Annotated in this window: 28 protein-coding genes and 2 other annotated features; of the genes, 25 read left to right on the top strand and 3 right to left on the bottom strand. The window is 40.4% G+C overall.

Going from position 1 to position 25226, the window contains the following annotated elements:
- Window positions 1–92 precede the first annotated feature (92 nt).
- The 8 genes from ACFOU2_RS22865 to ACFOU2_RS22830 all read left to right on the top strand — a co-directional run bounded on the left by ACFOU2_RS22865 (window position 93) and on the right by ACFOU2_RS22830 (window position 6861).
- On the top strand, window positions 93–341 hold the full coding sequence (locus tag ACFOU2_RS22865) for a YueH family protein (protein WP_377918587.1): 249 nt from the start codon (window positions 93–95) through the stop codon (window positions 339–341).
- Between the two features lie 416 nt (window positions 342–757).
- Complete coding sequence (locus ACFOU2_RS22860) at window positions 758–1123, top strand: YidH family protein (RefSeq protein ID WP_377918586.1); 366 nt, start codon at window positions 758–760, stop codon at window positions 1121–1123.
- Between the two features lie 471 nt (window positions 1124–1594).
- Complete coding sequence (locus ACFOU2_RS22855) at window positions 1595–1951, top strand: rhodanese-like domain-containing protein (RefSeq protein WP_377918585.1); 357 nt, start codon at window positions 1595–1597, stop codon at window positions 1949–1951.
- 67 nt (window positions 1952–2018) lie between these two features.
- The gene (locus ACFOU2_RS22850; RefSeq protein WP_377918584.1) at window positions 2019–2279 is read left to right on the top strand and encodes a metal-sensitive transcriptional regulator; all 261 of its coding nucleotides are present in this window, start codon (window positions 2019–2021) and stop codon (window positions 2277–2279) included.
- Between the two features lie 436 nt (window positions 2280–2715).
- Entirely contained in the window at window positions 2716–2943 is a 228-nt protein-coding gene (locus tag ACFOU2_RS22845; protein ID WP_377918583.1) for a hypothetical protein, read from the top strand.
- 22 nt (window positions 2944–2965) lie between these two features.
- Window positions 2966–4084 (top strand): GerAB/ArcD/ProY family transporter, encoded by a 1119-nt coding sequence (locus ACFOU2_RS22840; RefSeq protein WP_377918582.1) that lies wholly within the window; start codon window positions 2966–2968, stop codon window positions 4082–4084.
- The gene (locus ACFOU2_RS22835) at window positions 4071–5675 is read left to right on the top strand and encodes a spore germination protein (protein WP_377918581.1); all 1605 of its coding nucleotides are present in this window, start codon (window positions 4071–4073) and stop codon (window positions 5673–5675) included. The genes ACFOU2_RS22840 and ACFOU2_RS22835 overlap by 14 nt, the downstream gene beginning before the upstream one ends.
- A complete protein-coding gene (locus tag ACFOU2_RS22830; RefSeq protein ID WP_377918580.1) occupies window positions 5662–6861 on the top strand; it encodes a Ger(x)C family spore germination protein in 1200 nt (399 codons plus the stop codon). Before ACFOU2_RS22835 ends, ACFOU2_RS22830 begins: the two co-directional genes overlap by 14 nt.
- Before the next feature lie 152 nt (window positions 6862–7013).
- On the opposite strand, the gene ACFOU2_RS22825 is transcribed toward ACFOU2_RS22830, so the two are convergent.
- Window positions 7014–7793: an undecaprenyl-diphosphate phosphatase gene (locus ACFOU2_RS22825; protein WP_377918579.1), complete on the bottom strand. Its 780-nt coding sequence runs from the start codon at window positions 7791–7793 to the stop codon at window positions 7014–7016.
- Window positions 7794–8428: 635 nt separating this feature from the next.
- Between ACFOU2_RS22825 and cls the strand changes: the two genes are divergently transcribed.
- Window positions 8429–9877, top strand: coding sequence for a cardiolipin synthase (gene cls, locus ACFOU2_RS22820; RefSeq protein ID WP_377918578.1), 1449 nt, complete (start codon window positions 8429–8431; stop codon window positions 9875–9877).
- A 351-nt stretch (window positions 9878–10228) separates the two neighbouring features.
- Here the strand turns inward: cls and ACFOU2_RS22815 are convergent, their stop codons facing one another.
- On the bottom strand, window positions 10229–11647 hold the full coding sequence (locus tag ACFOU2_RS22815; protein ID WP_377918576.1) for an amino acid permease: 1419 nt from the start codon (window positions 11645–11647) through the stop codon (window positions 10229–10231).
- A gap of 308 nt (window positions 11648–11955) precedes the next feature.
- Here ACFOU2_RS22815 and ACFOU2_RS22810 point away from each other — a divergent pair, with 308 nt between their 5' ends.
- From ACFOU2_RS22810 to ACFOU2_RS22740, 15 genes are all read left to right on the top strand, one after another.
- Window positions 11956–12129, top strand: a complete 174-nt coding sequence (locus ACFOU2_RS22810; protein WP_377918575.1) for a toxin-antitoxin system HicB family antitoxin — start codon at window positions 11956–11958, stop codon at window positions 12127–12129.
- A gap of 193 nt (window positions 12130–12322) precedes the next feature.
- Window positions 12323–12595: a hypothetical protein gene (locus ACFOU2_RS22805; protein ID WP_377918574.1), complete on the top strand. Its 273-nt coding sequence runs from the start codon at window positions 12323–12325 to the stop codon at window positions 12593–12595.
- A 33-nt stretch (window positions 12596–12628) separates the two neighbouring features.
- Window positions 12629–13156: a GNAT family N-acetyltransferase gene (locus tag ACFOU2_RS22800; protein ID WP_377918573.1), complete on the top strand. Its 528-nt coding sequence runs from the start codon at window positions 12629–12631 to the stop codon at window positions 13154–13156.
- Window positions 13157–13277: 121 nt separating this feature from the next.
- Window positions 13278–13739 (top strand): hypothetical protein, encoded by a 462-nt coding sequence (locus tag ACFOU2_RS22795; protein ID WP_377918572.1) that lies wholly within the window; start codon window positions 13278–13280, stop codon window positions 13737–13739.
- A 16-nt stretch (window positions 13740–13755) separates the two neighbouring features.
- Window positions 13756–14061, top strand: coding sequence for a hypothetical protein (locus ACFOU2_RS22790; RefSeq protein WP_377918571.1), 306 nt, complete (start codon window positions 13756–13758; stop codon window positions 14059–14061).
- A gap of 1 nt (window position 14062) precedes the next feature.
- Window positions 14063–15343: a glutathionylspermidine synthase family protein gene (locus ACFOU2_RS22785; RefSeq protein ID WP_377918570.1), complete on the top strand. Its 1281-nt coding sequence runs from the start codon at window positions 14063–14065 to the stop codon at window positions 15341–15343.
- 105 nt (window positions 15344–15448) lie between these two features.
- A complete protein-coding gene (locus ACFOU2_RS22780; protein WP_377918569.1) occupies window positions 15449–15865 on the top strand; it encodes a DUF350 domain-containing protein in 417 nt (138 codons plus the stop codon).
- Window positions 15866–15953: 88 nt separating this feature from the next.
- Window positions 15954–16376 carry a DUF6843 domain-containing protein gene (locus tag ACFOU2_RS22775; protein ID WP_377918568.1) on the top strand — a complete coding sequence of 141 codons (423 nt, stop codon included), beginning with the start codon at window positions 15954–15956 and terminating at the stop codon, window positions 16374–16376.
- Between the two features lie 460 nt (window positions 16377–16836).
- Window positions 16837–17508 (top strand): C40 family peptidase, encoded by a 672-nt coding sequence (locus ACFOU2_RS22770; protein ID WP_377918567.1) that lies wholly within the window; start codon window positions 16837–16839, stop codon window positions 17506–17508.
- Between the two features lie 270 nt (window positions 17509–17778).
- Window positions 17779–18084 carry an MTH1187 family thiamine-binding protein gene (locus tag ACFOU2_RS22765; RefSeq protein ID WP_377918566.1) on the top strand — a complete coding sequence of 102 codons (306 nt, stop codon included), beginning with the start codon at window positions 17779–17781 and terminating at the stop codon, window positions 18082–18084.
- Window positions 18085–18317: 233 nt separating this feature from the next.
- On the top strand, window positions 18318–18815 hold the full coding sequence (locus tag ACFOU2_RS22760; protein WP_377918565.1) for a GNAT family N-acetyltransferase: 498 nt from the start codon (window positions 18318–18320) through the stop codon (window positions 18813–18815).
- Between the two features lie 100 nt (window positions 18816–18915).
- Window positions 18916–20043 carry a recombinase family protein gene (locus ACFOU2_RS22755; protein ID WP_377918564.1) on the top strand — a complete coding sequence of 376 codons (1128 nt, stop codon included), beginning with the start codon at window positions 18916–18918 and terminating at the stop codon, window positions 20041–20043.
- Window positions 20044–20265: 222 nt separating this feature from the next.
- Entirely contained in the window at window positions 20266–20541 is a 276-nt protein-coding gene (locus tag ACFOU2_RS22750; RefSeq protein ID WP_377918563.1) for an adhesin, read from the top strand.
- Between the two features lie 407 nt (window positions 20542–20948).
- Window positions 20949–21174, top strand: a binding site (T-box leader).
- 40 nt (window positions 21175–21214) lie between these two features.
- Window positions 21215–21427, top strand: a binding site (T-box leader).
- A gap of 55 nt (window positions 21428–21482) precedes the next feature.
- Window positions 21483–22562 carry a bifunctional 3-deoxy-7-phosphoheptulonate synthase/chorismate mutase gene (locus ACFOU2_RS22745; RefSeq protein WP_377918562.1) on the top strand — a complete coding sequence of 360 codons (1080 nt, stop codon included), beginning with the start codon at window positions 21483–21485 and terminating at the stop codon, window positions 22560–22562.
- Window positions 22563–22720: 158 nt separating this feature from the next.
- Complete coding sequence (locus ACFOU2_RS22740; protein ID WP_377918561.1) at window positions 22721–23047, top strand: hypothetical protein; 327 nt, start codon at window positions 22721–22723, stop codon at window positions 23045–23047.
- 105 nt (window positions 23048–23152) lie between these two features.
- Here the strand turns inward: ACFOU2_RS22740 and ACFOU2_RS22735 are convergent, their stop codons facing one another.
- Complete coding sequence (locus ACFOU2_RS22735; RefSeq protein ID WP_377918560.1) at window positions 23153–23794, bottom strand: YitT family protein; 642 nt, start codon at window positions 23792–23794, stop codon at window positions 23153–23155.
- Between the two features lie 169 nt (window positions 23795–23963).
- Here ACFOU2_RS22735 and ACFOU2_RS22730 point away from each other — a divergent pair, with 169 nt between their 5' ends.
- The gene (locus tag ACFOU2_RS22730; protein WP_377918559.1) at window positions 23964–25151 is read left to right on the top strand and encodes a chromate transporter; all 1188 of its coding nucleotides are present in this window, start codon (window positions 23964–23966) and stop codon (window positions 25149–25151) included.
- The last annotated feature ends 75 nt before the right edge of the window (window positions 25152–25226 follow it).

Raw genomic sequence — 25226 nt, 5'->3', positions numbered from 1 at the left:
TTAGCACTAAAAAACATCTAGCCATCCTGTTAAATTAGCGCTATGATGGTTAACGTAAATAGTTGAAACGGATGAAAAAGGTGGTAAAGAAAATGAAAATTCGTAAAGCGAATGTGCGTCATGAACACGTGTTAATTGAAAATGTATATGTTTATGAAGATAAAAAGCAGCAACAAACCTTAATTGCCGTGCCGCAGTTGGAGTGGTCGACGATGATGAGCTACGAAGAAGAGATACAGGCATTTAAAAGCCGAGTGCAGGAATCACTGGAAAAAATCGTATCTCCAGAAACGGCCGAAGAATTAACGAATAAAATGAATTATTGGGTACGCGAAATGTAACGTAACGGTTCATCGCGGGAGGGGGTCCCAAGTACGTTTTTTGTACTTGAGACCCCCTCTTTTAACAGATTTATACGACCCAGTCTATAGAAGAAACAAGGGAAAATGAAGCTTTCAGTTTTGGTTACCGGGAGCCTCTGTACATTTCTGATAGGCTTGATGGAGCCCTTATACTAATCATGATAAAACGAAAAAATCACAGGTGAAGAATTCGAATAATAACGACATTGGAAGAGTCATTGATGCAGTACACTAATTGTTAAGAAAGTGTAAAAGTCCAAAAGGAGGGCTTTCACACTTTTTATTAATATTTTATAATACCCCTATAAGTATTAAAGGATGTTTCTATTCCTGTACTTGCTATCTACGCAGGAAAGATTAAAATAAAGGCAGAAGAACAGAGGAAGGGAAGGAATATGAGCAAGCAAAAAATAGATGAATCTAAATATATTCAGCAGCACTTAGCCAATGAGCGAACATATCTGGCATGGCTGCGAACCGCTGTTGCCATTGTCGGCATCGGGTTTCTAGCCGTTAGTTTACATTTCAATTACGGACCTCGTGTGAGTGAAGCAACTGATAAAATTGCTCTTGCCATGATGTTATTTGCACTCATTGTCGGATTATTTGTCATGACTGTAGGATCAGTCAGTTATTTAGCGAAACGGAAAGAAATCAATGGAGGGGCCTTTCAGTCAATCTCAACCATTGTAATTGTCGTATCAAGTGCTGTGAGTATCCTTATATTGTTATTAGGCATTTATTTCATGACGATTTTGTAGTTATGGGGTGCAGTGAATATTATAAGGAAGCATCCGTTTACGACGAAAATCCACAAAGTCAATGATGCTCAAAATGGTGTGTTGCTGAAGAAAAAATAGGAAGGTCAATAGCTGATGTGCCTGCATCGGCTTTTTCTTTTTTAGGACGGTTATCAAAGGGACCTGATCTTTTTTATTTCACGTTATAATATACCGAATGGGGGATTTGTGATTGAAACGGGATGATGATCATTTTTGGTTGGTTGAAAAAATTACGCATACCTTCCTTTTCAACACATACATTGAAAAGCGGGTATTCATGTCACAAATGTATCAGGCAGCATGAGCACATATACGTAGATTAAAGCTTCCGACACGAAATTTTTATGATTCGATTAATAAAAAATTTTTGATTTTGTAATACCCGAGCAAGTATAATAATAACATTCCATCCTATTTTATTATGGTAGGGTATTGTTGATGGAGGATAACATGGGGATTATGATTGTATTTATGATGTTGTTAATGACTCCGCTTCTATACAAGCGATATGTTCCGGTTGCAGGAGCGAAGAAAATTTCAGCGATGGATGAAGAATGTGATGCGGTATTTGTCGATGTTCGAGATTTTCATGAAGCGAAGAACTTTCCAATTTCATCAGCTGTTCACATTCCGCTTCCTTACTTGGCAAGACAGCATACTGACATTCCGAAAAAAGAAGTTGTTGTTGTTGTCTCTGATCGCATTCTACGCAATTTGAGCATTCGACAGTTAAAAAAATATGGTTACGATGTTAAAGGGTATTGGTGCATACACAACGAACATCCATGTATGAACGCACCGGCTTAAGATAATGAAATTTTGTAAACGAAGAGGGTGTCCCATACAATAAGAGAGGTAGAAAGGGTGAACGAAGATGAACTATACAGATCAAACGAAAAATCGTTTAAAACGAATTGAAGGCCAAGTTCGCGGCGTTCTTCGCATGATGGAAGAAGAAAAGAACTGTAAAGATGTCGTCACGCAGCTTTCAGCCGTTCGCAGTGCTGTCGATCGTACTATCGCCCAAATTGTAGCACTAAACTTGGAACAGTGCCTCATTGAAAAACAAGAAGCAGGAGAAGATACATCAAAAGTCGTAGAAGAAGCGATTCAATTGTTAGTGAAGAGTCGTTAAAAAATAAATTACTGCCATTCCTTGAAGACTTTTGAGTCAGCCCCTTTTTTAGTTTGACCTAAATAAAAAAGGCATCCTTCATAGAAGATTCAATGGTTGCCCCATATAACCATGCCTTTATGGAAGGAACAAAAAAACCTCATATCAGGATGAAACAAAAGGAAACATCGACGATAAACTAAAAATTATTAAAGCCGGCAGCGTGAATCATGGAGGATAAAAAATCCGAGAGTCAATTTGACTCTCGGATTTTTTGTGCAGAAACACTTTGTAAATTCCATGTGGATCTCCCGAAGAGAAAAGACGGGAAATATCGTTACTTATTATGAAAACCATAAAATGGATCATTTTTTGAACTTACGGGCCAGCTCTTGTATAAATCATTTCTATTTTAGGAAAAAATAAGCAAGTATTCTTATCAACAGGTGTGATTTATATGATTTTTTTATGGTCCGCTTTGACAAGCATTTGCCTATTGTTTGTTGTCGCCGGTATCGATGTGTTTTTGTATCGAGAAAGCATCTTTGATGTTTTACATCGTATTTTCATTAAGACTAATAGCATCGGTAAAGGTTATGTCTATATCTTTCTTATCATTAATTTTTCTATCGCCATCGTCCTTGATCTGAAGATGCGCAAAAAAACCAAAGAAAAGCGAACATGAAGGGACGGTGAAATGTAAGAAAATGAAGGTCAATCAACCGGAATATATTTCTTATACACAGCTATTTATTCTCATCCATTTCTTTGAAATCGGTTCAACCGTCGTGGTCGGTGTTGGAGATGAAGCAAAGCAAGATGCTTGGATTGCTGTGTTATTGGCTTCTTTCATCGGAGTGGGTCTCATGTTTGTTTACGTTAAAATACTAACTTTATCATCGCAAAGCAGTCTCTATCATGCATTTAGTTCTTTAATGGGCACCAAAATAAGCAACTGTGTCATTTTTATTTATATGTTGTACTTTATTTATATTGCGGCACGTGTCCTCAGGGATTTTACTGAACTTGTCAATACTGCCATTTACCCGCACACTCCAATTGAATTTGTTGCCATTCTTTTCGTCATTACAGTTATGTACTACCTGTACCACGGATTGGAAGTGTCAGCGCGGTCTCTCTTCGTATTTATGCCATACATAGCTTCTTTTTTATTCTTAATTGTGGTATTTCTTTGGATGAATGGAAGTATAGACATGAATAAAATCCGCCCCATCTTTTTCAATGGGCCAAAACCGATTTTGGCGGCCGTTTATCCTGAATTAATGACATTTCCTTATGGGGAAACGGTCGTTTTTCTTTGTTTAATGTCTTACATACAGCAAAAGGGAAAGCTTTTAATAGTAAACGCAGCTGCTGTTATCGTGTCTGGAATTGTCTTGTCCTTTTTCACTTTTATCAAGCTGGCTGTTTTAGGAGTCAACCATTCATCAAAGGCGTCGTTTCCTTTATTGTCAGCCATTCGCACGATTTCGATTGCGCATTTTTTGGAACGCCTCGATGCCCTTGGCGTCTTTGTCATGCTAATTGGGATCTTTATTAAGGTGCTGTTATTTACACTTGCGGCATTAAAAGGGATGGAAGCCATTTCATCTATTCCGTACCGATTTTTTATCCTTCCGTTTGGGGGAATCCTTTCTGTTTTATCGATGATTATAGCTGATAACTATGCAGAGCATCTACAGGAAGGATTGCAGTTTGTTCCTTATTATGTTCACCTTCCCCTTCAATACGGAATTCCCGTTTTACTGTTGATCGGTTTATGGACAAAGCAAAAACTAGGAGGGAAGCGCAGTGAAGCTGGATGAATGGATACGACAGACGAAACAAAAGAAACAGCAAAAGTTTTCGTATTCTGAAGAGTCCCTTCTGGATGAAATTAAAGAAAGTTCTGTTTCAATGGATTTGGATGAAACGGCAGAGCAATTAAAGAGGGTGTTTGGCGGGTCAGTGGATTTTTCGATGAATCGAATTAGCATCGAAAGAATGTCAGGCGTGTTATGCTATTTGGACTCGATGACCGATTCAACGCTAATATCACAAGCTGTTCTTGAACCAATTAATGTCCATAATCACTCTGAGAACTACATATTGGAGGAGCAGGGAGTTCATCGGTTTATGGATTGCCTTTTTACAGGAATGTCCAAACAACTTGTCACAGAACAGGGAAAAGCAATCGAATTATTGCTGAGAGGATATTGCTTGTTATATTTGGAAGAACGTATAGAAGCCATCGCATTAAAAATCCAGAACATTCAATACCGCACCATCACAGAACCAACTAGTCAAACAACGATACGCGGTCCAAAAGATGCGTTTATAGAGTCAGCAGATGCAAACATAAGCCTCATCCGGAGAAGAATTAAAAATCCAGCCTTAAGGTTCGAGGCATTTCAAATCGGGACAGATGCTCCTACGGCAGTCTATATTGGCTACCTGAATAACGTCGCCAACAGCGGCATAGTTCAGGAGCTGCGTGACCGTCTTCGGAAGGCGGATATGAATGCTGTCTATAGTTCAGGGGTATTGGAAGAATTCATCGTTGATCAAACGATGACCCCTTTCCCGCTGATTTTCCATACCGAAAGACCGGATACGATTGCAGCAGGTATTATTGAGGGGAAGATTGCAATCATTGTGGAAGAGACCCCTTTTGTGTTATTGATTCCGGTCGTCTTCAGTGATTTTTTCCACATTTCGGAAGATTATAACCAACTGTTTATGATGGCTTCATTCATCCGAATGATTCGTTATTTATCTTTCATGATCTCCCTTATTTTACCATCTGTTTATGTAGGAGTGATCCTATACCATCAGGAATTAATCCCGACCCAGCTTCTACTTAGCATTATCGCCCAACGAGAAGGGATTCCGTTTCCTACTGTTGTGGAAGCGATTATCATGGAGGTTACTTTTGAAATTTTGCGGGAGGCGGGGATTCGTTTGCCTCGGGCCATCGGTATGACTGTTTCCATTGTCGGCGGTCTCGTCATCGGACAGGCAGCAGTAGAAGCGGGACTTATCTCGAGTATTATGATTATTATCGTATCATTAACGGCCATTGCCAGCTTTGTCAGTCCGATTTATTCATTTTCAATGGCGGCTCGGCTTCTGCGCTTTATCTTCATGATTGTCGCGGCTTCGACAGGTTTGTATGGAGTGATGCTCGGATTAATGATCATGGTATGCCACTTAAACAGTCTCCGTTCGTTTGGTGTTCACTATTTGGAAACCATTACCAACTTTCATATAAGGACTCAAAAGGATAATTTTCTGCGTTTTCCGGCATGGGCAATGAAAACGCGTCCAAGCTTCTTACGATCAAAGCAGCCGGTGAAACAACCGGATGCACGGCCGCCGTCTCCGCCAAAAAAGGGGGATGATAATGAAAACTCTTAAGAAACATTTGCTTGCATGCTGTCTGGCAAATCTGTTCTGTTTAAGCGGGTGCTGGGACTTAGTTGAGTTAACCGAACTTACTGTCGTGGGCGGCGTTGCCGTAGGCAGGGGGGAGGAAGCAAAATATAAGCTCACATTAGAAGTTATAAACGCTGCAGAGCTGGGGCCGAAAAAAACCGGCAATTCAACTCCAGGTGTTGTCTACAGCATGGAGGGTGATGATATCTCAGAAATGTTTAAGAAATTTAATATTGTTCTATCAAGAAAGCTCATTCTCTCACATTTGCAAATCATTGTCATCTCCGAAGAGCTAGCCGAAGAGGGGATTGATGAATTTTTAGATTTTTTAGTGCGGGACCGTGAAATTCGGAATGATTTTAACATCGTCATCGCAAAAGGGAACAAAGCGAAAGATATTTTGTCGGTTACCTATCCGTTTCAAAAGGTTTCCAGCTTAAAACTCAATACGCAATTAGATACCCTCAAAAAAGATTATGGGGGAGACCCGGGAGTTCGCCTTAAGGATTTCAGTGACGCGGTGAGCTCTAAAGGAAAAGAAGCCATTCTAGAGATGATGGAAGTAAAAGGAGACCCTGAAAAAGGAAAAGAACTGACCAATATGCAAACGGAGATGCCGGATGCATTGGTGGAGGCTGTGGGGGCGGGGATTTTTCTCGGCGATAGGCTAGTCGGACAGTTCTCTATAGAAGATATACGAAATTACTCCATCATCGCTAATCAGCTTCGAGCAACGAATTATACCATTCCCTGTTCGGAAAATGGTGTTTTAGGGGTTAGAGTATACCAGGCGAAAACAGACGTTAAAACAACATATCGCGGAGATCGACCTGTCATTGATATGGAAATATTACTTGAATCTTATTTGGAGTCATCATCCTGTAAAAGTGATCTGGATAGTATTTCCACATACCGGAAATACGACAAAAAAATCTCGGACTATATAGAAGAACAAATTTTCCAAACGATTCAAAAAGCACAAGAAAAGGAATCCGATGTTTTTGGGTTTGGCGAGAAAATGGCGATCCAACGTCCCCGGACGTTCAAAAAGATTGAAAATGAATGGCCGAAGGAATTTGCAAAAGCGGAAATTAAGGTTAACGTGAAAGCGAAATTAAGAAGGGCGGGATTGGAAAAGAAATCATTTGAAGATCCGTATGAACACTAAAAGGGTGAGTTAGAGTGATAAAAAATGTTCTTTTGGATTCGGTTTGGCGCACATTGTATTAGGGGCCATCGATCTTGCAGAATATGGCCGTTAGCAAAGAGGGTGACTCAAAAGCTGATAAAGGACATACTTTCGGGTCACCTCCATCCCATTTAAAACCTTCCCATACACTGACCGGCCAGCACAATGAGTCCGAGTACCCATACATATACGGCAAACATTTTTAATGAGCGCTTCTTTAGGAAGTTGATCATCCATTTGACGGCGATGTAGCCGAAAACGGCAGATGATAGGGTGCCGATAAACAAAGAGAAAAAAGAAATTTGTTCCGCTTGTTCACTGAATAGGTCGCCAAATTGCAGGACAACAGCCCCGAAAATGGCTGGAGTGGAAAGCAAGAAGGAGAAATATGCCGCCGTTTCGCGATCCAATTTTCTCATCAATGCTGCCACAATCGTAAGACCTGAGCGGGAAATCGCAGGGAAAATGGCCGCTGCTTGAAACGTTCCGATGACAAGTGCATCCGTGTAGGTGATTTGCTCCATTTGTTTATATCCACCACGAATGGAATCGGCAAACCATAAAAACAATCCGGTCACTAAAAACTCCCAGCCGATAGTGACGCCTGTTTTGGAAATTTCTTCAAAATAATCTTTGAACAGCAGGCCGATCATAACAGCCGGAATGGTTCCAACGATTAACAAAAAAGTGAGTTTACTAAAGGGCTTTTTCAGAATATGAAGCAATTCTTCCTTATAGAAAACCAATACAGCAAGAAGGGTCCCGATATGAAGCATCGTATCCAAAAACAAACCCGCTTCATCCAATCCAAACATATGGCGGCCAAGGTACAGATGCCCCGTACTGCTAATGGGAAGAAACTCCGTTAACCCCTGTATGATTCCTAAAATAAAGGCTTCAAACCATGACATGAATATCGCCTCCAAATAAAAAACTCCTAGCCTCTATACAACATATAGTAAACAAGAGCTTGTCATACCTGTTTTATTCCGAATCGAACTACCATTTTTGATGGAATGAACAGGACAGCCCAAAGTCAAACCGAGCGGTATGTATCCATATGGAGTTCCTCAAACGGCACGTTTTCTATTCATTTATGATGATGGATAGTCTCAAAAATATGAATCCTGGGTCCTCTCCTTAAATCATAAAAAGTTTACTTCGCCCCTATAGCCGTTATCGAAGAGTGATAAAAGGGTATAGATATATGAATCCACATAAAGAATTTGACATGAGCCAAAAACGCCCATGTCAAATTCTTTACGCATAAGCGGCTGCCAATCTCCCTTTCGGGTTCTTGTCAGCCGCTTATACGAAGACCTTTGTAAGTCTGCTCAAGATGAGAGAACAGAAAAGCGCAAATAGAAGAAGGCTCGATGACAGAGGTTGAAAAATTAAGCGGGACTTATATATTGGTTGCAGCTACCATTCTTTCGGCGATTTTTGATAGAATTTTCAGATAAACAGCTATTATAATAGAAAACGGAATTTATAGTGACAGGATCGATCAGTTTGATATCCAGGGGGTGAAGGTGAACTGAAAACAATGGACATTTTAGTGTATGTGCTATCTTTTTTCGGCGTGTTAAATCTTCTGTTGGCGGTGACCATCATCTTTTTGGAAAGACGTAACGTCGCCGCTACATGGGCATGGCTGTTAGTGCTGTTTTTTATTCCGATTGCAGGATTCTTTCTCTATATTATTTTTGGTCAAAATTTAAGTAAACGAAAAATTTTTAAGCTAACGACCCAGCAAAAGAGAGAATTCGGGAGGGAGCTGGAAGAGCAAAAACAGTTGATCGAGGTAAATCAGATGCGCTATAGTGACCCTTCAACGGTCCAATATGAATCACTGATTTATATGAATGTGATCAGTGGCTATAGCCTGCTTACCCAGGATAATGACATCGAGATTTTTACGGATGGACATGACAAGTTTGATGCCTTACTTGAAAGTATCGACCATGCACAAGATCACATTCATCTTGTGTATTACATTTTTAGAAATGATCATATTGGTAAAAGAGTTCTTGATGCTTTAACGGAAAAAGCAAGGGATGGTGTCGAAGTAAGGATATTGTATGATGACATGGGTTGTTCAAGAGTTCCAAAACGCTTTTTCAAGCCGCTTATTGAAGCGGGGGGAGAGGTGGCGATCTTTTTCCCTTCCAGAATCCTTCCCTTTCTAAATTTTCGAGTGAACTATCGAAATCACCGAAAAATCGTCATTATTGATGGAAAAATAGGATATGTGGGGGGATTTAACATTGGAGATGAATATTTAGGGTTAAACAAGAAATTTGGATATTGGAGAGATACGCATTTAAAGGTCGCGGGAAGTGCTGTTGATACTCTTCAGACCCGCTTTTTCTTGGATTGGAACAGCGCATCTCCTGAAAAATCAGCTTTTGAAAAGCGGTATTATCCCTTAAAAAAATCAAATGGTTCGACGGCCGTTCAAATACTTTCAAGCGGTCCGGATTCTGAATGGCACCAAATTAGAAATGGCATTCTGAAGATGATTTATTCGGCCAAAAAGAGCATTGATATCCAAACGCCATATTTCGTTCCTGATGAAAGTGTGATGAATGCCTTAAAGATCGCCGCTGTTTCAGGGGTAGATGTCCGTATCATGATCCCAAATAAACCGGATCATATGTTTGTCTACTGGGCGACGTATTCTTATGTGGGAGAACTATTGGATGCGGGTGCAAAATGCTACAAATACGATAACGGATTCATTCATGCTAAAACAATTGTCGTCGATGGAGAAGTTGCTTCAGTCGGCACAGCGAATTTTGATGTCCGAAGTTTTAAACTGAATTTTGAAGTAAATGCGTTTATTTACGGTACAAACGCAGCAAAACGTTTAGAAAACATTTTCGAAGATGACATCCTGAGATCAACTGAGTTGACAAAAGAGATGTATGATCAGCGGTCAAGGGGCATTAAGTTCAAGGAATCAATCTCCCGGTTGTTGTCCCCTATTTTATAACAATGTTTCCATGTGCAGGATGTGTGATAACGGTGTTCCATGTTTAGTAAATGATAGTGGCGGCCCAACAAATGAATCGTTATCAAGAATTCAGTAAAATCAAGAGTTCTCTAGATGATTCATTTGATCTAAGCTCTTTTTACATAAGAAAGGAGAAGGCCTTTGAGTCAGCTTCATTTTGTGTTTGAGGAGCAACGGGAGTAACTCTTTTTATTTTTTATTTTCTTCAAGTAGTGAAAACGAACAAGGCATCGGTTTCGATTCGTTCGTGCATGTTTATAAATATATAAATAAAAAACACCTCTCTTCATAAACATCAGATTGATGTATGAAGAGGAGGTGTTTTTGCTGTTATGATACTTGTTGATTGATTGATGAATCATTTCCTTCGTTTAATTTACTGTTTTTTCGTGCATATCCGAAGTAGACGAGCAAGCCGATTCCAATCCAGATAAAGAATGCGATCCATGTGATGCCCGGCAGGCTGCTCATCAAGTATAAACAGAACAGAGCGCTTATTGCTGGCAACACCGGTACGAATGGCACTTTAAAAGAACGTTCCAAGTTTGGATGTGTTTTTCTCATGACGATTACTGCAATCGAAATTAAAGTGAAGGCTGCCAATGTTCCCATGTTTACTAAGTGAGCTAAAGTTGTTAAATCCACAAACCCCGCAATTCCTGCTCCAATGAATCCTGTTAACCAAGTATTTTTAAACGGAGTTTGGAATTTTGTATGAACCTTTGCTAATCCTTTAGGCAGTAAGCCGTCACGGCTCATGGCGTAAGAGATACGGACTTGTGCATACAGCATAACCAATAAAACGGTTGTGATACCTGTAATCGCACCAACCGAGATAAAACCGGCCAAACGATCCTGACCAACAAAAGATAGGGCAAATGATACCGGGTCTGCCACATTTAATTTCGTAAATGGAACCATGCCCGTTAAAACAAGTGAAACGATGATATAAAGGATGGTACAAATCGCAAGAGATGCAACGATTCCGGTCGGTACATCACGCTGAGGACGTTTTACTTCTTCAGCTGCTGTCGCAACCGCATCGAATCCGATGTAAGCGAAGAATACGGTTGCCGCACCGGTTACAACACCTTCAAAGCCGAACGGCATAAATGGCTGCCAGTTTTCCGGTTTTACATATCCAATTCCAGCTGCGATAAACGCAATGATAACCGCTAATTTCACAAATACCATGATATTGTTCACGCGGGCACTTTCACGGACACCTTTACTTAAAAGTGCTGTGATTAACAGAATGATCACTACAGCCGGTAAGTTAATCAACCCGCCTTGCCCGGCTCCTGGCGCAGATGAAAGCGCAGCCGGGAGTTCAAGGCCAAATCCTTTTAACAATGATTGAAAATAAGCGGACCATCCTGTCGCAACCGCCGATGTTGCAAGCAAGTATTCAAGCATTAAATCCCAGCCGATCAAGAAAGCGAAAATTTCACCTAATGTTGCATATGTGTACGTATACACACTCCCTGAAATCGGAACAGTGGAAGCGAACTCTGCGTAACAGAACGCTGCAAATGCACAGGCAAGACCGGACATGATGAATGAAAGAATCAGAGCGGGTCCTGCACTTTCAGCAGCGACAACACCTGTCAAGACAAAAATCCCTGTTCCGATAATAGCTCCAATTCCTAACAGCGTTAAGTCAAAGGCGCTGAGGGAGCGGTTTAACGATTTTTGTTTGCTTTGTTTGAGCATATCTGTAATTGATTTTTTCCTGAATAATGAATTCATGATATTTCCCCCTGCAAAGCTTTTATAGATAAAAGCGTTAAAATTCCAAAAAGTTATATTTTGTAGTATATTGTCGAAATTATTGAATGTCAATTATATTTTTAAGATTTTTTAAAAATTTTAAAATAAACTGGAATTTTTGACTAATAGGCATTTGAGGATGTATTTCAACTTCCGAAATCCATATTTTTATTTTTGTAATCAAATATTTAGTTTGTCGAAAAAATGATTATTATGTAATTTACAGTTATCACCAGAAATGATATCATTTTAATATATAAACGATATAATATGGATCGTGATAAAGAATGGCAAAGAAAAAAAGCTTTCCTCTCCGTATTGATCCTGATTTGTACAAAATCATTGAAAGATGGGCACAAGATGAATTTCGGAGCGTGAATGGACATATAGAATTTTTGTTGAAAGAAGCGGCAAGGCGTGAGGGAAGATTAGGCGGGAAGAAAAAAACGCAAGACGATTAAAGCTGATAAGGCTCGAACCTCACCATAAAGTGAATCGTCATGAATACTCCAAAAAAGAAACGGATTTTTGTGACGATTTCTTTTATGGAATGATGTGTTGCAGCATGGGGGATAGTTGATGAAGCGATGTTATGTTTCGCTGTGAAAAATCCTTTATAATAAAAGAGCAATGAATACATCAGGAGGATACGTTTTGGACAAGCAATTGAAACCTACCATTTTTTCACTCGCATATGAGCTTATCTTTATTATGATTTATTTTTTGAATATTTTGCCAAGGATGAATTCCCTGATTGCAACTCTTTATTGGTTGTCAGCCGGTTCTGTCGGGGTGATTACGGGCCTTATGGTGGTCTTTAATCAGAAGCTGGAGAAGCTCCCTTTATATTTAGCGATTGTAACCGGCGGGATTGGCTTTGTGCTGCTGGCGATGCTTTATATGGCCATCATGGTGACTTCTAGATAATGTTTTAGTACAGATACAAGGGACGAAAAGAAGATGATAAAATTACGTTACTTTGAAAAAGAAGATTTTGATAAGATGATTTTGTGGAGCCCTGCAGAAGAATTTTTAGTACAGTGGAGCGGTAATACATTTACATACCCTTTGACCGTCGAACAATTGGAAGCATATTTAAATAAATCAAATGTAGAAGGGGCAGAGCAGTTTGTCTTTTCTGTATTGGATGCCGAAACGGATGAGATGATCGGCCATATTTCCCTTGCGAAAATTGATTATAAAAACCGATCTGGGCGAATCGGCCGTGTATTAATAGGAAATGAAAAGTACCGGAATAAAGGCATTGGCAAGCAAATGATGAAAGAAATCCTTTCGTTTGGTTTTGATAAACTGAATCTGCATCGCATGACACTGGGCGTTTACGATTTCAATGAACGAGCCATTCGGACATATGAGCAAATCGGATTAGTGCGCGAGGGGCTGCTTCGTGAGGTGCAAAAAGTGAAGAACCAATATTGGAATTGTATTGAGATGAGCATGCTTGAGCATGAGTGGAAACAGAGATAAATCGTTTAAAATCCTCTTATGAAAATAACAAACAGACATACCGATTTCCTTTACAAAATGCGAAACTTTTTCCGCAATATTGGCGTATGTATTAGTGAACTTATAGAAAAGGGAGAGGCTTATGAAATTTCGATCTGCTATATTGGAATATCGATTACAGAAAGGCAACAATCAGTTTGTTCCGATTTATCACTATCCCGACATCGAACTCGAACAAGTTTTGGCACGGAGAGAATGCGAGTTTTTTGTAAAAGATGGTGTGACATTTAGACAGCTTTCTTCAGCCATTGAAGATGAGTTGTTTGTTATTTACGTAGACTTATATGAAGATGGTTTACCGGAGAAAGAAAAATCATCCATACAAGATATAAGTCTTGAAGTTCGTGAACTGAACGCTGCAAAAAATCACCCCCTCATTGCGACCGAATACGTAACCCACCACATGGATGTGTTAAGCATAATCGGGAGTGCGTATACATATTATCACGGGCAGGAGTGGGAGCGGGACTCTGCTGAAATTGACGAAGATCGCAAAGTCTATGTATTGTACGTAACACCAACCGGTTATAAGATTTCAATATAAGGAGAGGAGATCTACGTTGGACAAAACTAAAAAAATGATGACTGGTGTGTTAGCCGCTGCGCTTGCAACATCCATGACGGCGTGCGGGCAAGATCGTCCACCAAAACCGACAGGGTATGATTGTGACGATTGGGACTGGGATAAAGAAACCAGGACGTATTACTGTGATGATGACAGCTCTTCTTATTACCGCAGCTATTATCACGGCGGCACTTTTTATTCCAGCAAAAACAAACTGAAAAGCAGTTCGGGTTACAAGTCTTATTATAGTCAATATAAAGCTGGAATCGGAAGCGGTACAAAAGGCGGTTTTGGGGGATAAGATGAAGACATATCAGCAAAAAAGACAGCATTTCTATCACCATATACCTAATTTTTGGCATGACTTGTATGGAATGGAATACGCTTTATTTGATGTAAAAGAAGAAACAGCCGAACATATTCAGCGTATACGCCGTGCAGTACAAAGAATCGGTCATCTTTTTTATAAAACTGCTCCCCTTTTGCGTCAATTAGATGATGAGACATTACTCCAACTAGGTTTTCCGGTCGAATCGCTCACTTATGTCCGTTTTCAGACACCCGTGAATGAAAGTGTGATTGCCAGGCTTGATTTGGTTGTCATTGAGGATGGGGTGAAGTTGCTTGAACTGAACGCGGATACTCCCACTTTCATTAAAGAGACGTTTTTCGTAAATGGAAAAGTGTGTAAAGCGTTTGATATGAAAAATCCAAACGAAGGCTGTGAGACAACCCTTCGAGCCGCCATTCGGGAAGCTATCAAGTATGCTTTTTTCTCGCTCCAAAAAAAGAAACAGCCCCATATTGTATTTGCTTCGCATGGGGATCATGACGAGGATCGGCTGACAACCATGTATTTGCAGGAGTTATATGGCTGGCCAAGCCAATATATGAGTTTAGATCAACTGCGTATTGTGTCAGACCCTGTTATCGAAAATGGAGAAGTGGTGCTGGAGCCGGGATTATATGATTTACATGGAAAAAAAATCGATGTTTTATACCGCCAAACATACCCGATTGAACATTTAGTAAACGATGAGGATCCAGTCACAAACGAAAAAGTCGGTCAGATGCTCATGAAGCTGGTGGAAGAAAACGAATTGGCCGTTTTAAATCCGCCATCTGCTTTTTTATTGCAATCAAAAGCGGTCATGGCCCTCATTTGGGGACTTCATGAAGAGCAGCATCCTTTTTACACAGAAGAAGAGCACTCGTGGATTCATACCTATTTTTTACCCACATATTTAGATGACGAGACCTTTAACCAACAGGGTGTTCCATATGTGAAGAAACCATCATTCGGCCGTGAAGGAGATACGGTGGAAATTTATGAGGGAACGGGGGAGAAGGTAGATGAAGATCCTCATAAAACGTATCATGACTCGCTCCCTGTCTATCAGAAATTTATCGAGCTCCCAACAATAACGATTCAAACAGAGAATGGTGAAAAAACAGTGAAGTATATGTATGGATGTTTCCTTGTCAATGGTCAGGCAAGCGCAATGGGCATTCGTGCGGGACGGCAAATTACGGACAACGAATCGTATTTCCTGCCCATAGGGATCCAAAAAGAGGAGCTTTGAAGGTCTCAAAAAATCTATTGGTTTTAAAATAAAAGAAGGGAGGAACTGGTTAGTTTAGAACGACTTGTTACATGTTTATACGATTTAAATTAACCAGGAGAAACGATGGTGGATTTTATCTCGTTAGATAGTTTTTTTAGTTTTTTAGCCCATGTGGGAACAGGGTTTGTCCTCATATTACTCGGTTTGGCGGCATTTGCCTTTACAACGAAATTTTCGGAACGACAGTTGATTAAAGAAGGAAACATAGCTGTTGCCTTAAAACTTTGGGGGAAAGCAATTGGATTGGGAATCGTCATTTACACAGTATGGGGCAGCAGTGTCAACTTGCTTGATGCGTTTATTTGGGGACTCATCGGAATTGTGACACAAGTCGTTGCTTATTGGATTATCGAATACATTTTAACACCGAAAACCAATTTGGCGAAAAAAGTGGAGGAAGGAAATATCGCGATTGGCTTTAGTTTGTTTGCGGCCGGCATTGTTGTCGGGTTGGTGGTAGCAGGAAGTTTAACCTATTAAAGAAAGATCGTGTTTTTTGAGCCGTGTATAGATTATAGGATAAGACCCAACAATAAGAATGTAAATTTTTAGAGAGGGAGACAGCATCGTGAGAAAGTTGGGATTTATTCTAATAGCATGCGTGCTGGGCCTTTTGGCGGCATGCGGAGAAGATGACGCGGTTTCACCAAATCTTTACTTGATTCCAGAAGGTTACAGTGGCTGGGTACACGTTGTTTATGATAAGGACGAAGGACAGCCGACCGGAACTGAGGGAGAGTATACCGTGATTAAAGTCAATAAGGACGGAAAAAGTAAGGTAAAAACAACCTTTGCTCATGAAGGATGGGCGACGAATAAATATTATTACGTGACAAAAAATGGTGAGCGCAAAGAATTAAAGCCTGGTGAAATGGTTCATGGGGCTACAGAAGGGCGTGAGAGAATAAAAAATGCCGGTGAAGAAAATTTCTTTATTGGGACAGAGGAAGAATTTGCGCAGGCAACGGATTATACAAGGAATGCAAAGTGAGGAAAGCCAGCTTGTAGTTGGCTTTTTGTTTTTTATACCGAAATCGCATTATTTTCATTACAATAATAATATTATGTAAACTAAACTTTTTTTGAAAAATTCGCCTTTTCCCCATTGCTAACAGAACAATCTGTTATAGGATGGCACAATATCTTATAAAGAAGCAAATGAAACGGTTGCTTCGGGAATTCAGCATATCGAACAAGAGGCGACGGACAATACAAAATCCATGCATGAAAGTTCATCTGCCAGCCAAGAGCAGCTGGCCGCCATGGAAGAAATCACCTCATCTGTTCAATAAATGGTTTTAACACTTAAATATATGCATATAGATTGGTGTCGATTTTTGTAATATTTTTGTAATATTTTTGTAATATAAATGCGCTTTTATTGTAACAATAGATTGCTACAATGTAAGCGTTCAAGTTTAGTAGATTTTTACTTTGGAGGATATCTTTTAATGAAAAAGTTAATATATTCTATCGCATTATGTTCGTCTTTAACTTTCTTGCCAGCCATCGGTCACGCTCAAATGGGTGATGTGACGTTAAAGCCGGGCATGAAAAGCCAAGATGTTAAACAATTACAAGAAGGACTAAAGAAAAAAGGTTATTTTAAAGGAAATACGACTACATACTACGGAACGGTTACAAAGAATGCGGTATATCGTTTTGAAAAGGCCAACAAATTGCCTGCAGATGGAATTGCGGGTAGATCGGTTTTCCGTTTATTAGGTAAACCTGCTACAAAAGTTGCCGGGGTAAGCGTCAATAAAAGCGCACAAGTTGTAAGGGAAGCGAAAAAATATACTGGAACGCCATATAAGTGGGGCGGCACAACGCCTAAAGGATTCGATTGCAGCGGCTATTTGAACTATGTGTACAAAAACGCAGCAGGAATGAAATTGCCGCGTACGGTTGCGGAAATATACAAAAAAGGAACAAAAGTAAGCAAGCCTCAAGTGGGGGATGTTGTGTTTTTCCAAACATACAAAAAAGGTGCTTCCCATGCAGGCATTTACATTGGGAACGGGAAATTTATCCATAGTTCTTCTTCAAAAGGGGTAAGTGTTGCCTCAATGAGCAATTCCTATTGGTCTAAGCGTTATTTAGGAAGCAAGAGCTACGTATAATAGCGGGAATTTTGCTGTTTCACAAGTAACGCATTCATTTTGATCCACCGTTTATTATTGTATCGCCAATAGTTAAAATGTTTCGTGTCCATCAAGACGTTACTTTTGAGGCAACAAATCTATCTAAAGGGGAGAGTACTAAACTATTCCCTTTCTTAAAACATTTAAACCTGTTTTTATAAAATATTTAAAGGCAGCTGCATTACATTCGCAGCTGCCTTTTTTATATGATATGATAAATCTCGAAAACAACATTGGAGGGATACACATATGGCCATTATGGATGTAACCGTGATTCCAGTCGGAACCTCGACCCCAAGTGTGAGCCAATACGTGGCGGAAATACATAAAGTGTTAAAAAAACATGAAGACCGTATCAAATATGAACTCACCCCGATGAGCACGTTAATCGAGGGAGAGCTAAAAGACTTATTGGAAATCGTGCAGGAAATTCATGAGGTGCCGTTCCAACATGGATTGCAGCGTGTTTGCACAAATATTCGCATTGATGATCGCCGTGACAAGAGCCATTCGATGGAGCGTAAATTGAATGCGGTGAAATCGAAGTTGTCATAATATGCATGGATGAAGAAAAGGACTGCAAACGGGCAGTTCTTTTTTGCATATAAAGAAGCCGGTACTGCTTTACAAAAGTTGAAAGCGGATTTCACCTTGGCCGTCTTTTCATGCTGGAGCCATTATTAGAAAAGGCCGATTTAACCCCATTACAACATCCGTAAATGAGCCTGCCGAAAAATGAGAAAAAATGGTATGGTTAAGAGAGACCATTTTAAAAAAGGGGGAGCGGAATGGAAATTATAACAGACCAATTAAAGCTAATTCCGTGTACGTTGAAGCTTGTGAACGATTATGGAGAGCAGGGCTATTCATTCGGGAATCATGTTCTGGAATCGGTTCAGCATCTGAACAGCGACTATTCCCAATATGGCTGGGGAGTATGGTTTGTGATTGAAAAACAAAGTAATATGCTTGTAGGGGATATGGGGTATAAAGGTAAACCCGACCATGAACAAGCGGTCGATATTGGGTATGGCATTTTACCTGCCCATCAAAATAAAGGTTACGCGACTGAAGGGGCAAAAGCCCTGATCAATTGGGCGTTTGCGACCAACAAGGTGAAAAAAATCAAGGCCCATTGCTTGCATGATAATGGCCCTTCTATAAAGGTGCTTCAAAAATTGGGAATGACACGGATCGGTATACAAGGCGAGTTGATATTCTGGGAGCTATCCTACGCAAAAGAGGCAGCATGGAGATGGGAAAATCTGTTGCAAATTAAAAAATGAGACGATGATTGATGAATGTCAATATGAATCTTCATGGACAAGGGTGTATAATACAAACGTAAAGTGTTTTATAAACCCTCGGATGAAAGGGAAGGTTATAATGGAATCATTTGTTGGACATATGGAAGGGCGTTCGATTTCCGGAAGACTAGTAGAAGGGAAGCGTAACAATGCAAGAAATGGTATGTGGGTAAATGGTTCGCCTCCCTATGGATATATGTATGACAAGAATACTCGCAAATTGGTATTGATGCTGCAAGAAGCGGCTATTGTTCGCACGATATTTGACATGTATCTTTACGAAGATAAATCGATCGCTGAAATCGTACGAACATTAAACGAAAGAGGCGAACGAACGGCTAAAGGCCATAAATGGAATGGCTCTTCCATTGCGCGCATGTTACAAAACCCTGTATATGCGGGAAAAATTATTTATGGTAAAAATCGTGAAATCAAATTACCTTCGAAAGGTAGAAAAAATAGGTCGAATGATCGGGACAAGGTGATTGTTGCACAAGGTACACATGACCCGATTATCCGATCCGACGAGTTTGAAAGAGTACAGGATATATTGAATGAAAGACGTTCCTTACCGAAGCAGCGAAATAAGGGGAAGTACGCTTTATCTTCATTAATGGTCTGCTCGTTTTGCGGAAACACGTTATCAATGGAGATGAATCATGGCCGACCTGTTGTTAAGAAGTGCAAACATATCCTCGAAGACGGGATTTCGCGTTGTACCGAAAATCGGGGAATTCAACAACAAAAGTTTATGCCGCTTCTTGTTGAGCGTTTAAAAAAACATAGGGAACGAATTTTATCAAAAGATGGTATGACCGATACGGAAAAGCAGGAACAGATTCATCGTCAATTATCCGATTTAAACGAATCCTTGCAGCGCACCATTCTTGCAAAAGAACGTATTCTTGAAACATATTATGATGGATTCATTTCTAAAGAGGAACTATCCAGGAGGATGAATGATATTGAAATGAAAATTCATCAGCAGGAAGGGGAGATTCAGCGTTTAAAGGAATCAGGCAATATTCTCGAAGAACAAGTGCAGCAAGTGAAAACGGAAACGTGGCGGGATCTCGATTTGGATTTGATGACCGAACTTGCGGAAGTCGACCCGATAGGTTGTAACCGTGTATTAAAAAAGTTAATCGACCGTATCGTCTTTAAATATACATCAGATGGCGTTAGGTTTCGTATTCAGTATAAGTAATGGTTATTTTTAATACTATCAAAATGTTCATTCTTTTAACACCTTTGTCATGGGGCGGGTGTGTATATCCAACTTTTTACTAAAAACACGTAAGCAAAAAGCAGCTATCAACCTTTTTTAGGGGCTGGCAACGTTTTGGACACAAATTTATCTTACATATGACAAAGCGGCTAACTATATAGGCTGAGCTTGCTATATTAAACAAGCATGGGAGTGAAGACAATGAAAATTACTGATTTGGCAAAAGCGGCCCTTAACGATATGCTGCAAGAATATGCAGGACAGGGCATACGCATTCATGCAGCTGACTCAGGATGCTGCACCCCGCAAATCGAAATAACCCTGGGTGCACCGAAGGCAAATGATATTGTGAAAACGGTAAACGGCATTCAAGTTGCAATCGATCCGCGAATCATTTCCACAGCCGAGAGGATAACACTGGACAAACAGAAAGACGGGTTTGTGCTGCTTGGTTTAGGTCATCATGAATACTGTTAAGAGGCTGACCCATAAGTTCAAAAAAATGATGGGTTTTATGTTTTATGCAAAATGGACCGTCAATCAAAACTCCTGGCATTACTGGGTTTATATAACGGTCCATTTTGCGTGGGGTGACTCAAAAGGGGAGATTTTATCCTTTTGAGTCACTCCCTTTTATTTTTTCACTATACTAAGGGACAAAAATGAATCACGCATTTGTAACGGAGATGAATAAATTGTGCACAATTTTTGAAAGGATTTATTATTGGCTTAAGCCTCTTTATTGAACCGTAACAGAACATGCCTAAAAAATAAAAGCGCTTTCATAATATTTTTTACTAAAAACCTATTGACGCGGAATTTGTTTCCGCCCTATAATACAAAACAAGAAGACAACAAAGTTTGAAAAAAATGAAAATTTAAATAATTGAGCAATGACAGGACACTAGTAATGTTTTCTTTCCCTGTATTCAGAGAGCTGATGGTTGGTGCGAATCAGTACAAAAAGGAACGTGAAGTTACAATCCTTGAGCATCTTTTTCGGATCGTTTACATAACGTGAGGAAAAAGACGGTGAATAACCGTTATGACAACAAGCGATGAACATATGTTCATAAATAGGGTGGTACCGCGAGAAAGCTCGTCCCTACTGGTTCACAGTAGGGACGTTTTGTTTTTAGGGGGCTGTCCAAAACAAGTGATGATAAGAACAAAGTAGCCATTTTTCTCCCTGTTTCAGAGAGCTGACGGCTGGTGCAAGTCAGAACATAGAAGATGGTGAAATTCATTCTTGGAGCTTTCTTTTCTTTCATGTGAGAAAAGACGGTGAGGAGCCGTTATCTTAATGAAGAGATGAACGATCGTTCATAATTAGGGTGGTACCGCGAAGCAATTCGTCCCTACTGGCACAACCAGTGGGGCTTTTTTATTATAGTTAAAAACCGGGAGGATTGATTGGAATGGAAAATAAAACATTAGAAACTTTACGCAAACAAATCGACGAGGTAAACTTGCAAATTTTAGCTTTATTAAATGAGCGCGGAAAGATTGCGCAGCAAATTGGTCAATTAAAAGAAATGCAGGGTGTTAAGCGTTTTGACCCAGTACGTGAGCGCGAATCGTTAGACTTAATCGCGGAGCATCATGAGGGACCATTTGAAACCTCTACAATCCAACACATTTTCAAAGAAATTTTCAAAGCAAGCTTAGAGTTGCAAGAAGATGATCACCGTAAAGCATTGCTTGTTTCCCGCAAGAAAAAGCCGGAAGATACGATTGTTGACATTAAAGGTGAAAAAGTCGGTGACGGCAATGTTCATTATGTAATGGGACCATGTGCGGTCGAGAGTTACGAGCAGGTGAAACAAGTCGGTCTGGCATTAAAAGAACAAGGCATTAAATTAATGCGCGGCGGGGCGTTCAAACCTCGTACATCTCCATATGATTTCCAAGGACTTGGTGTGGAAGGTTTACAAATTTTGCGTCAAGTAGCGGATGAATTAGATTTAGCGATCATTAGTGAAATCGTGACACCGCAAGATATCGAAACAGCACTTGATTACGTTGATGTAATCCAAATCGGTGCACGTAACATGCAAAACTTCGAATTATTGAAAGCGGCAGGTTCTGTAAATCGACCAATTTTATTAAAACGCGGTTTGGCTGCCACAATTGAAGAATTCATCAATGCCGCAGAATACATTATGTCACGCGGAAACAGCAACATCATTCTTTGTGAGCGCGGTATCCGCACATATGAACGTGCAACACGCAATACATTAGATATCTCTGCTGTGCCGATTTTAAAGAAAGAAACTCACTTGCCTGTTATGGTAGACGTAACACACTCCACAGGTCGAAAAGATTTATTGCTGCCATGTGCAAAAGCGGCCATTGCAATCGGTGCAGACGGAGTAATGGCAGAGGTGCATCCTGATCCGGCGGTGGCATTGTCCGATTCCGCGCAGCAAATGAACATCCCTCAATTCCACGAGTTCATGAGTGCGTTAAAAGGAAGCCCTGCTCATTCATTGAGATAATGTTTTTCCGGGCATTATCTTCAACCGCGGCTCGCCGTTCAGGCGGGCCGTTTTTATATTTTGAGTATAATAAAGCCTTTATTTTCCTCTATTCAGACATTTACAAAGAATCTACAATAAGGGTAGGAAAGTTTGATAAGTGAGGAATTTATACATAAATGAGAAAAGTGCTCAAGGGAATTTTTTATACCGTTTTAATCGTCATGTTTGTGTTTTTGGTTCTTGTGTTTGGAACAAGTGGAGAAAACACATTATTTATGAAAGTTTGGGTGACAACGCTTGGTTTGACCTTTTTGATGGTGGGGATTTTGTATTCTCCGAAAATTCATCAGGAACAAGATATGGGCGGCTTTGCTTCATCTTCAGGCGAATGGTGGACCTTTTTATTTAGCTTTTTGCTTGATTTGCTGCCATGGTATGTTAGAAAAACTTTTTGGGTATTACTAGGGTTAGTCGTGACAGGCATTGGCATCATGGTTTTATGAAACAGCCAGCTGAACAGCTGGCTGTTTGTTATGTAGTCAAGTTTTAAAATGATTGTGAAAGAAAACGAAGCAAAAAAATAAGGCATTTGCTTAAACAGCAATGCCTTATTTTTTTAATAAAGGAATAGGCATGACGCCTTTTCCGATAATGTCGATTATTCTTGTTCCAAGCCATTGACAAATAAGGGCATACACGACAACTTTCCAATCTACAACGATACCGGCAGCAAGCAGAATCGAGCTGTTTACCCAAAACAACACGTTTCCAGGCGGCCATTTTGCCAGTGATGAGATAATGAGGGCCAAAATATCCATCCCTCCAGAAGAAGCGCCCATTTTAAATAAAATACCGACACCAAAACCGAATAAAAGGCCGCCAATTACTAAGTCCATCCATACATTTCCAATCGGATGATGAATATGGGGGGAAAGCGCATTGATTGTTAACGCAGCAGCCCCGACGCAATACATCGTCCATAACGCATTGCTTTTTCCGAGCCATTTGACAGCGGCGGCAATCATTCCCGCATTTAAGAGCCAGATGCTCGTTGCGTACGGTACATCCCATATGTAGTTAAGCAAGATTCCGATACCGGCTGCACCGCCCGACGGAATATAGTGGGGAAACAAAAAAAGAGCCATGGCTGTTCCCTGAATGGCAGAGGCCAACGCAAGAATGAGAGCTTTAAATAATAGTTGCTGCATGAAAGAACCATCTCCTAATAGATATCCTATACTTCCCGCCATTTTCATTATACTCCCATTAAGCAGAGTAAGGGGCAAAACTTTACAAAAACTTAAAAGAGTAAGGATAAAACTTCTGTTATGGTAGCAATATCAGGGGATTAGAGGAGTTGAATCATAAATACAGAGGATCTCAGGAGAAGTAATAGAAAAAGAAGAGAGGAGATATGACATGAATGGCCAATCATCAATTTGGAGACGATGGCTTGAGATTTTGCTTGTCTCAACGAAACTTGGCTTAACATCATTTGGAGGACCAGTCGCCCACTTGGGTTACTTTCGAGATGAATACGTTAAAAAAAGAAATTGGCTCGATGAACGGAGTTATGCTGATTTAGTAGCACTTTGTCAATTCCTTCCCGGACCGGCGAGCAGTCAGGTTGGCATCTCCATCGGAATGGTGCGCGGGGGCATCGTGGGAGGAATTTTATCATGGGCTGGCTTCACATTGCCGTCTGTAATCGCACTTGTCATTTTTGCCTATGTGCTGCAAGGATTTGACGCAGCAGACTCCGGCTGGATTCATGGTTTGAAAGTTGTAGCGGTAGCCGTTGTTGCTCAAGCATTGCTTGGAATGGGGAAAAATTTAACACCTGATCGGACGCGCATTACGATAGCGGTCATCGCCGCAGTGATTACATTATTTTATCCAAGTGCCGTCGGCCAAATCATGATCATTGTCATTGCCGGATGCATTGGTTATGTACTCTACAACAATGCAGATCTAAACAAAGTGGAAGATATGTCAATTTCCATTCGCAAATCGACAGGTATCGCTGCGTGGATTTTATTTTTCGGCTTGTTGATCGGTTTGCCGTTCTTACGGCAGGCAGCGCCATCTTTATGGATTTCAATGATTGATACGTTTTACCGAGTGGGCTCTATCGTGTTTGGTGGTGGGCATGTTGTTCTGCCGATGATGGAACGTGAAGTCGTTCCGCCGGGCTGGGTCAGTGAAGAGGCGTTTCTTGCGGGATATGGTGCAACCCAGGCCGTACCTGGACCACTATTTACATTTGCCAGTTATTTAGGAACAATCACATCTGGATGGCGGGGGGCCATTATTGCCACGGTGGCTATGTTCTTTCCATCATTTTTACTTGTACTCGGTACGCTTCCGTTTTGGAATGCATTGCGTCGCCGACCGGTATTTCAGGCTGCATTAATGGGAGTCAATGCAGCGGTTGTCGGAATTTTATTGGCGGCTTTATATGATCCGGTTTGGACAAGTGCCATTAAAGAGCCCGCTGATTTTGCCCTGGCGCTTTTGGCTTTCACCTTACTTATGTATTGGAAAATCGCTCCGTGGATTGTGGTCATCGCTACAGCGGTTGGAGGATATGTAATAAACTTATTATAGAACATGAGGCACTGGCATAAATGCTGGTGCTTTCCTTACTTGTTTTTTCTTTAAATATATAAAAAAAGATGAAAC

Source organism: Bacillus songklensis, from assembly GCF_042649685.1.
Taxonomy (GTDB): Bacteria; Bacillota; Bacilli; order Bacillales; family Bacillaceae_H; genus Bacillus_BA; species Bacillus_BA songklensis.
This window is presented reverse-complemented; position numbering and strand designations above follow the sequence as displayed.

What these genes read in the sequence shown, in the direction of transcription:
- ACFOU2_RS22865 (WP_377918587.1), top strand. Translation starts at nt 93, where the DNA reads ATGAAAATTCGTAAAGCGAATGTGCGTCATGAACACGTGTTAATTGAA.
- ACFOU2_RS22860 (WP_377918586.1), top strand. Translation starts at nt 758, where the DNA reads ATGAGCAAGCAAAAAATAGATGAATCTAAATATATTCAGCAGCACTTA.
- ACFOU2_RS22855 (WP_377918585.1), top strand. Translation starts at nt 1,595, where the DNA reads ATGGGGATTATGATTGTATTTATGATGTTGTTAATGACTCCGCTTCTA.
- ACFOU2_RS22850 (WP_377918584.1), top strand. Translation starts at nt 2,019, where the DNA reads ATGAACTATACAGATCAAACGAAAAATCGTTTAAAACGAATTGAAGGC.
- ACFOU2_RS22845 (WP_377918583.1), top strand. Translation starts at nt 2,716, where the DNA reads ATGATTTTTTTATGGTCCGCTTTGACAAGCATTTGCCTATTGTTTGTT.
- ACFOU2_RS22840 (WP_377918582.1), top strand. Translation starts at nt 2,966, where the DNA reads ATGAAGGTCAATCAACCGGAATATATTTCTTATACACAGCTATTTATT.
- ACFOU2_RS22830 (WP_377918580.1), top strand. Translation starts at nt 5,662, where the DNA reads ATGAAAACTCTTAAGAAACATTTGCTTGCATGCTGTCTGGCAAATCTG.
- ACFOU2_RS22825 (WP_377918579.1), bottom strand. Translation starts at nt 7,793, where the DNA reads ATGTCATGGTTTGAAGCCTTTATTTTAGGAATCATACAGGGGTTAACG.
- cls (WP_377918578.1), top strand. Translation starts at nt 8,429, where the DNA reads ATGGACATTTTAGTGTATGTGCTATCTTTTTTCGGCGTGTTAAATCTT.
- ACFOU2_RS22815 (WP_377918576.1), bottom strand. Translation starts at nt 11,647, where the DNA reads ATGAATTCATTATTCAGGAAAAAATCAATTACAGATATGCTCAAACAA.
- ACFOU2_RS22810 (WP_377918575.1), top strand. Translation starts at nt 11,956, where the DNA reads ATGGCAAAGAAAAAAAGCTTTCCTCTCCGTATTGATCCTGATTTGTAC.
- ACFOU2_RS22800 (WP_377918573.1), top strand. Translation starts at nt 12,629, where the DNA reads ATGATAAAATTACGTTACTTTGAAAAAGAAGATTTTGATAAGATGATT.
- ACFOU2_RS22795 (WP_377918572.1), top strand. Translation starts at nt 13,278, where the DNA reads ATGAAATTTCGATCTGCTATATTGGAATATCGATTACAGAAAGGCAAC.
- ACFOU2_RS22785 (WP_377918570.1), top strand. Translation starts at nt 14,063, where the DNA reads ATGAAGACATATCAGCAAAAAAGACAGCATTTCTATCACCATATACCT.
- ACFOU2_RS22780 (WP_377918569.1), top strand. Translation starts at nt 15,449, where the DNA reads ATGGTGGATTTTATCTCGTTAGATAGTTTTTTTAGTTTTTTAGCCCAT.
- ACFOU2_RS22770 (WP_377918567.1), top strand. Translation starts at nt 16,837, where the DNA reads ATGAAAAAGTTAATATATTCTATCGCATTATGTTCGTCTTTAACTTTC.
- ACFOU2_RS22765 (WP_377918566.1), top strand. Translation starts at nt 17,779, where the DNA reads ATGGCCATTATGGATGTAACCGTGATTCCAGTCGGAACCTCGACCCCA.
- ACFOU2_RS22760 (WP_377918565.1), top strand. Translation starts at nt 18,318, where the DNA reads ATGGAAATTATAACAGACCAATTAAAGCTAATTCCGTGTACGTTGAAG.
- ACFOU2_RS22755 (WP_377918564.1), top strand. Translation starts at nt 18,916, where the DNA reads ATGGAATCATTTGTTGGACATATGGAAGGGCGTTCGATTTCCGGAAGA.
- ACFOU2_RS22750 (WP_377918563.1), top strand. Translation starts at nt 20,266, where the DNA reads ATGAAAATTACTGATTTGGCAAAAGCGGCCCTTAACGATATGCTGCAA.
- ACFOU2_RS22745 (WP_377918562.1), top strand. Translation starts at nt 21,483, where the DNA reads ATGGAAAATAAAACATTAGAAACTTTACGCAAACAAATCGACGAGGTA.
- ACFOU2_RS22740 (WP_377918561.1), top strand. Translation starts at nt 22,721, where the DNA reads ATGAGAAAAGTGCTCAAGGGAATTTTTTATACCGTTTTAATCGTCATG.
- ACFOU2_RS22735 (WP_377918560.1), bottom strand. Translation starts at nt 23,794, where the DNA reads ATGGCGGGAAGTATAGGATATCTATTAGGAGATGGTTCTTTCATGCAG.
- ACFOU2_RS22730 (WP_377918559.1), top strand. Translation starts at nt 23,964, where the DNA reads ATGAATGGCCAATCATCAATTTGGAGACGATGGCTTGAGATTTTGCTT.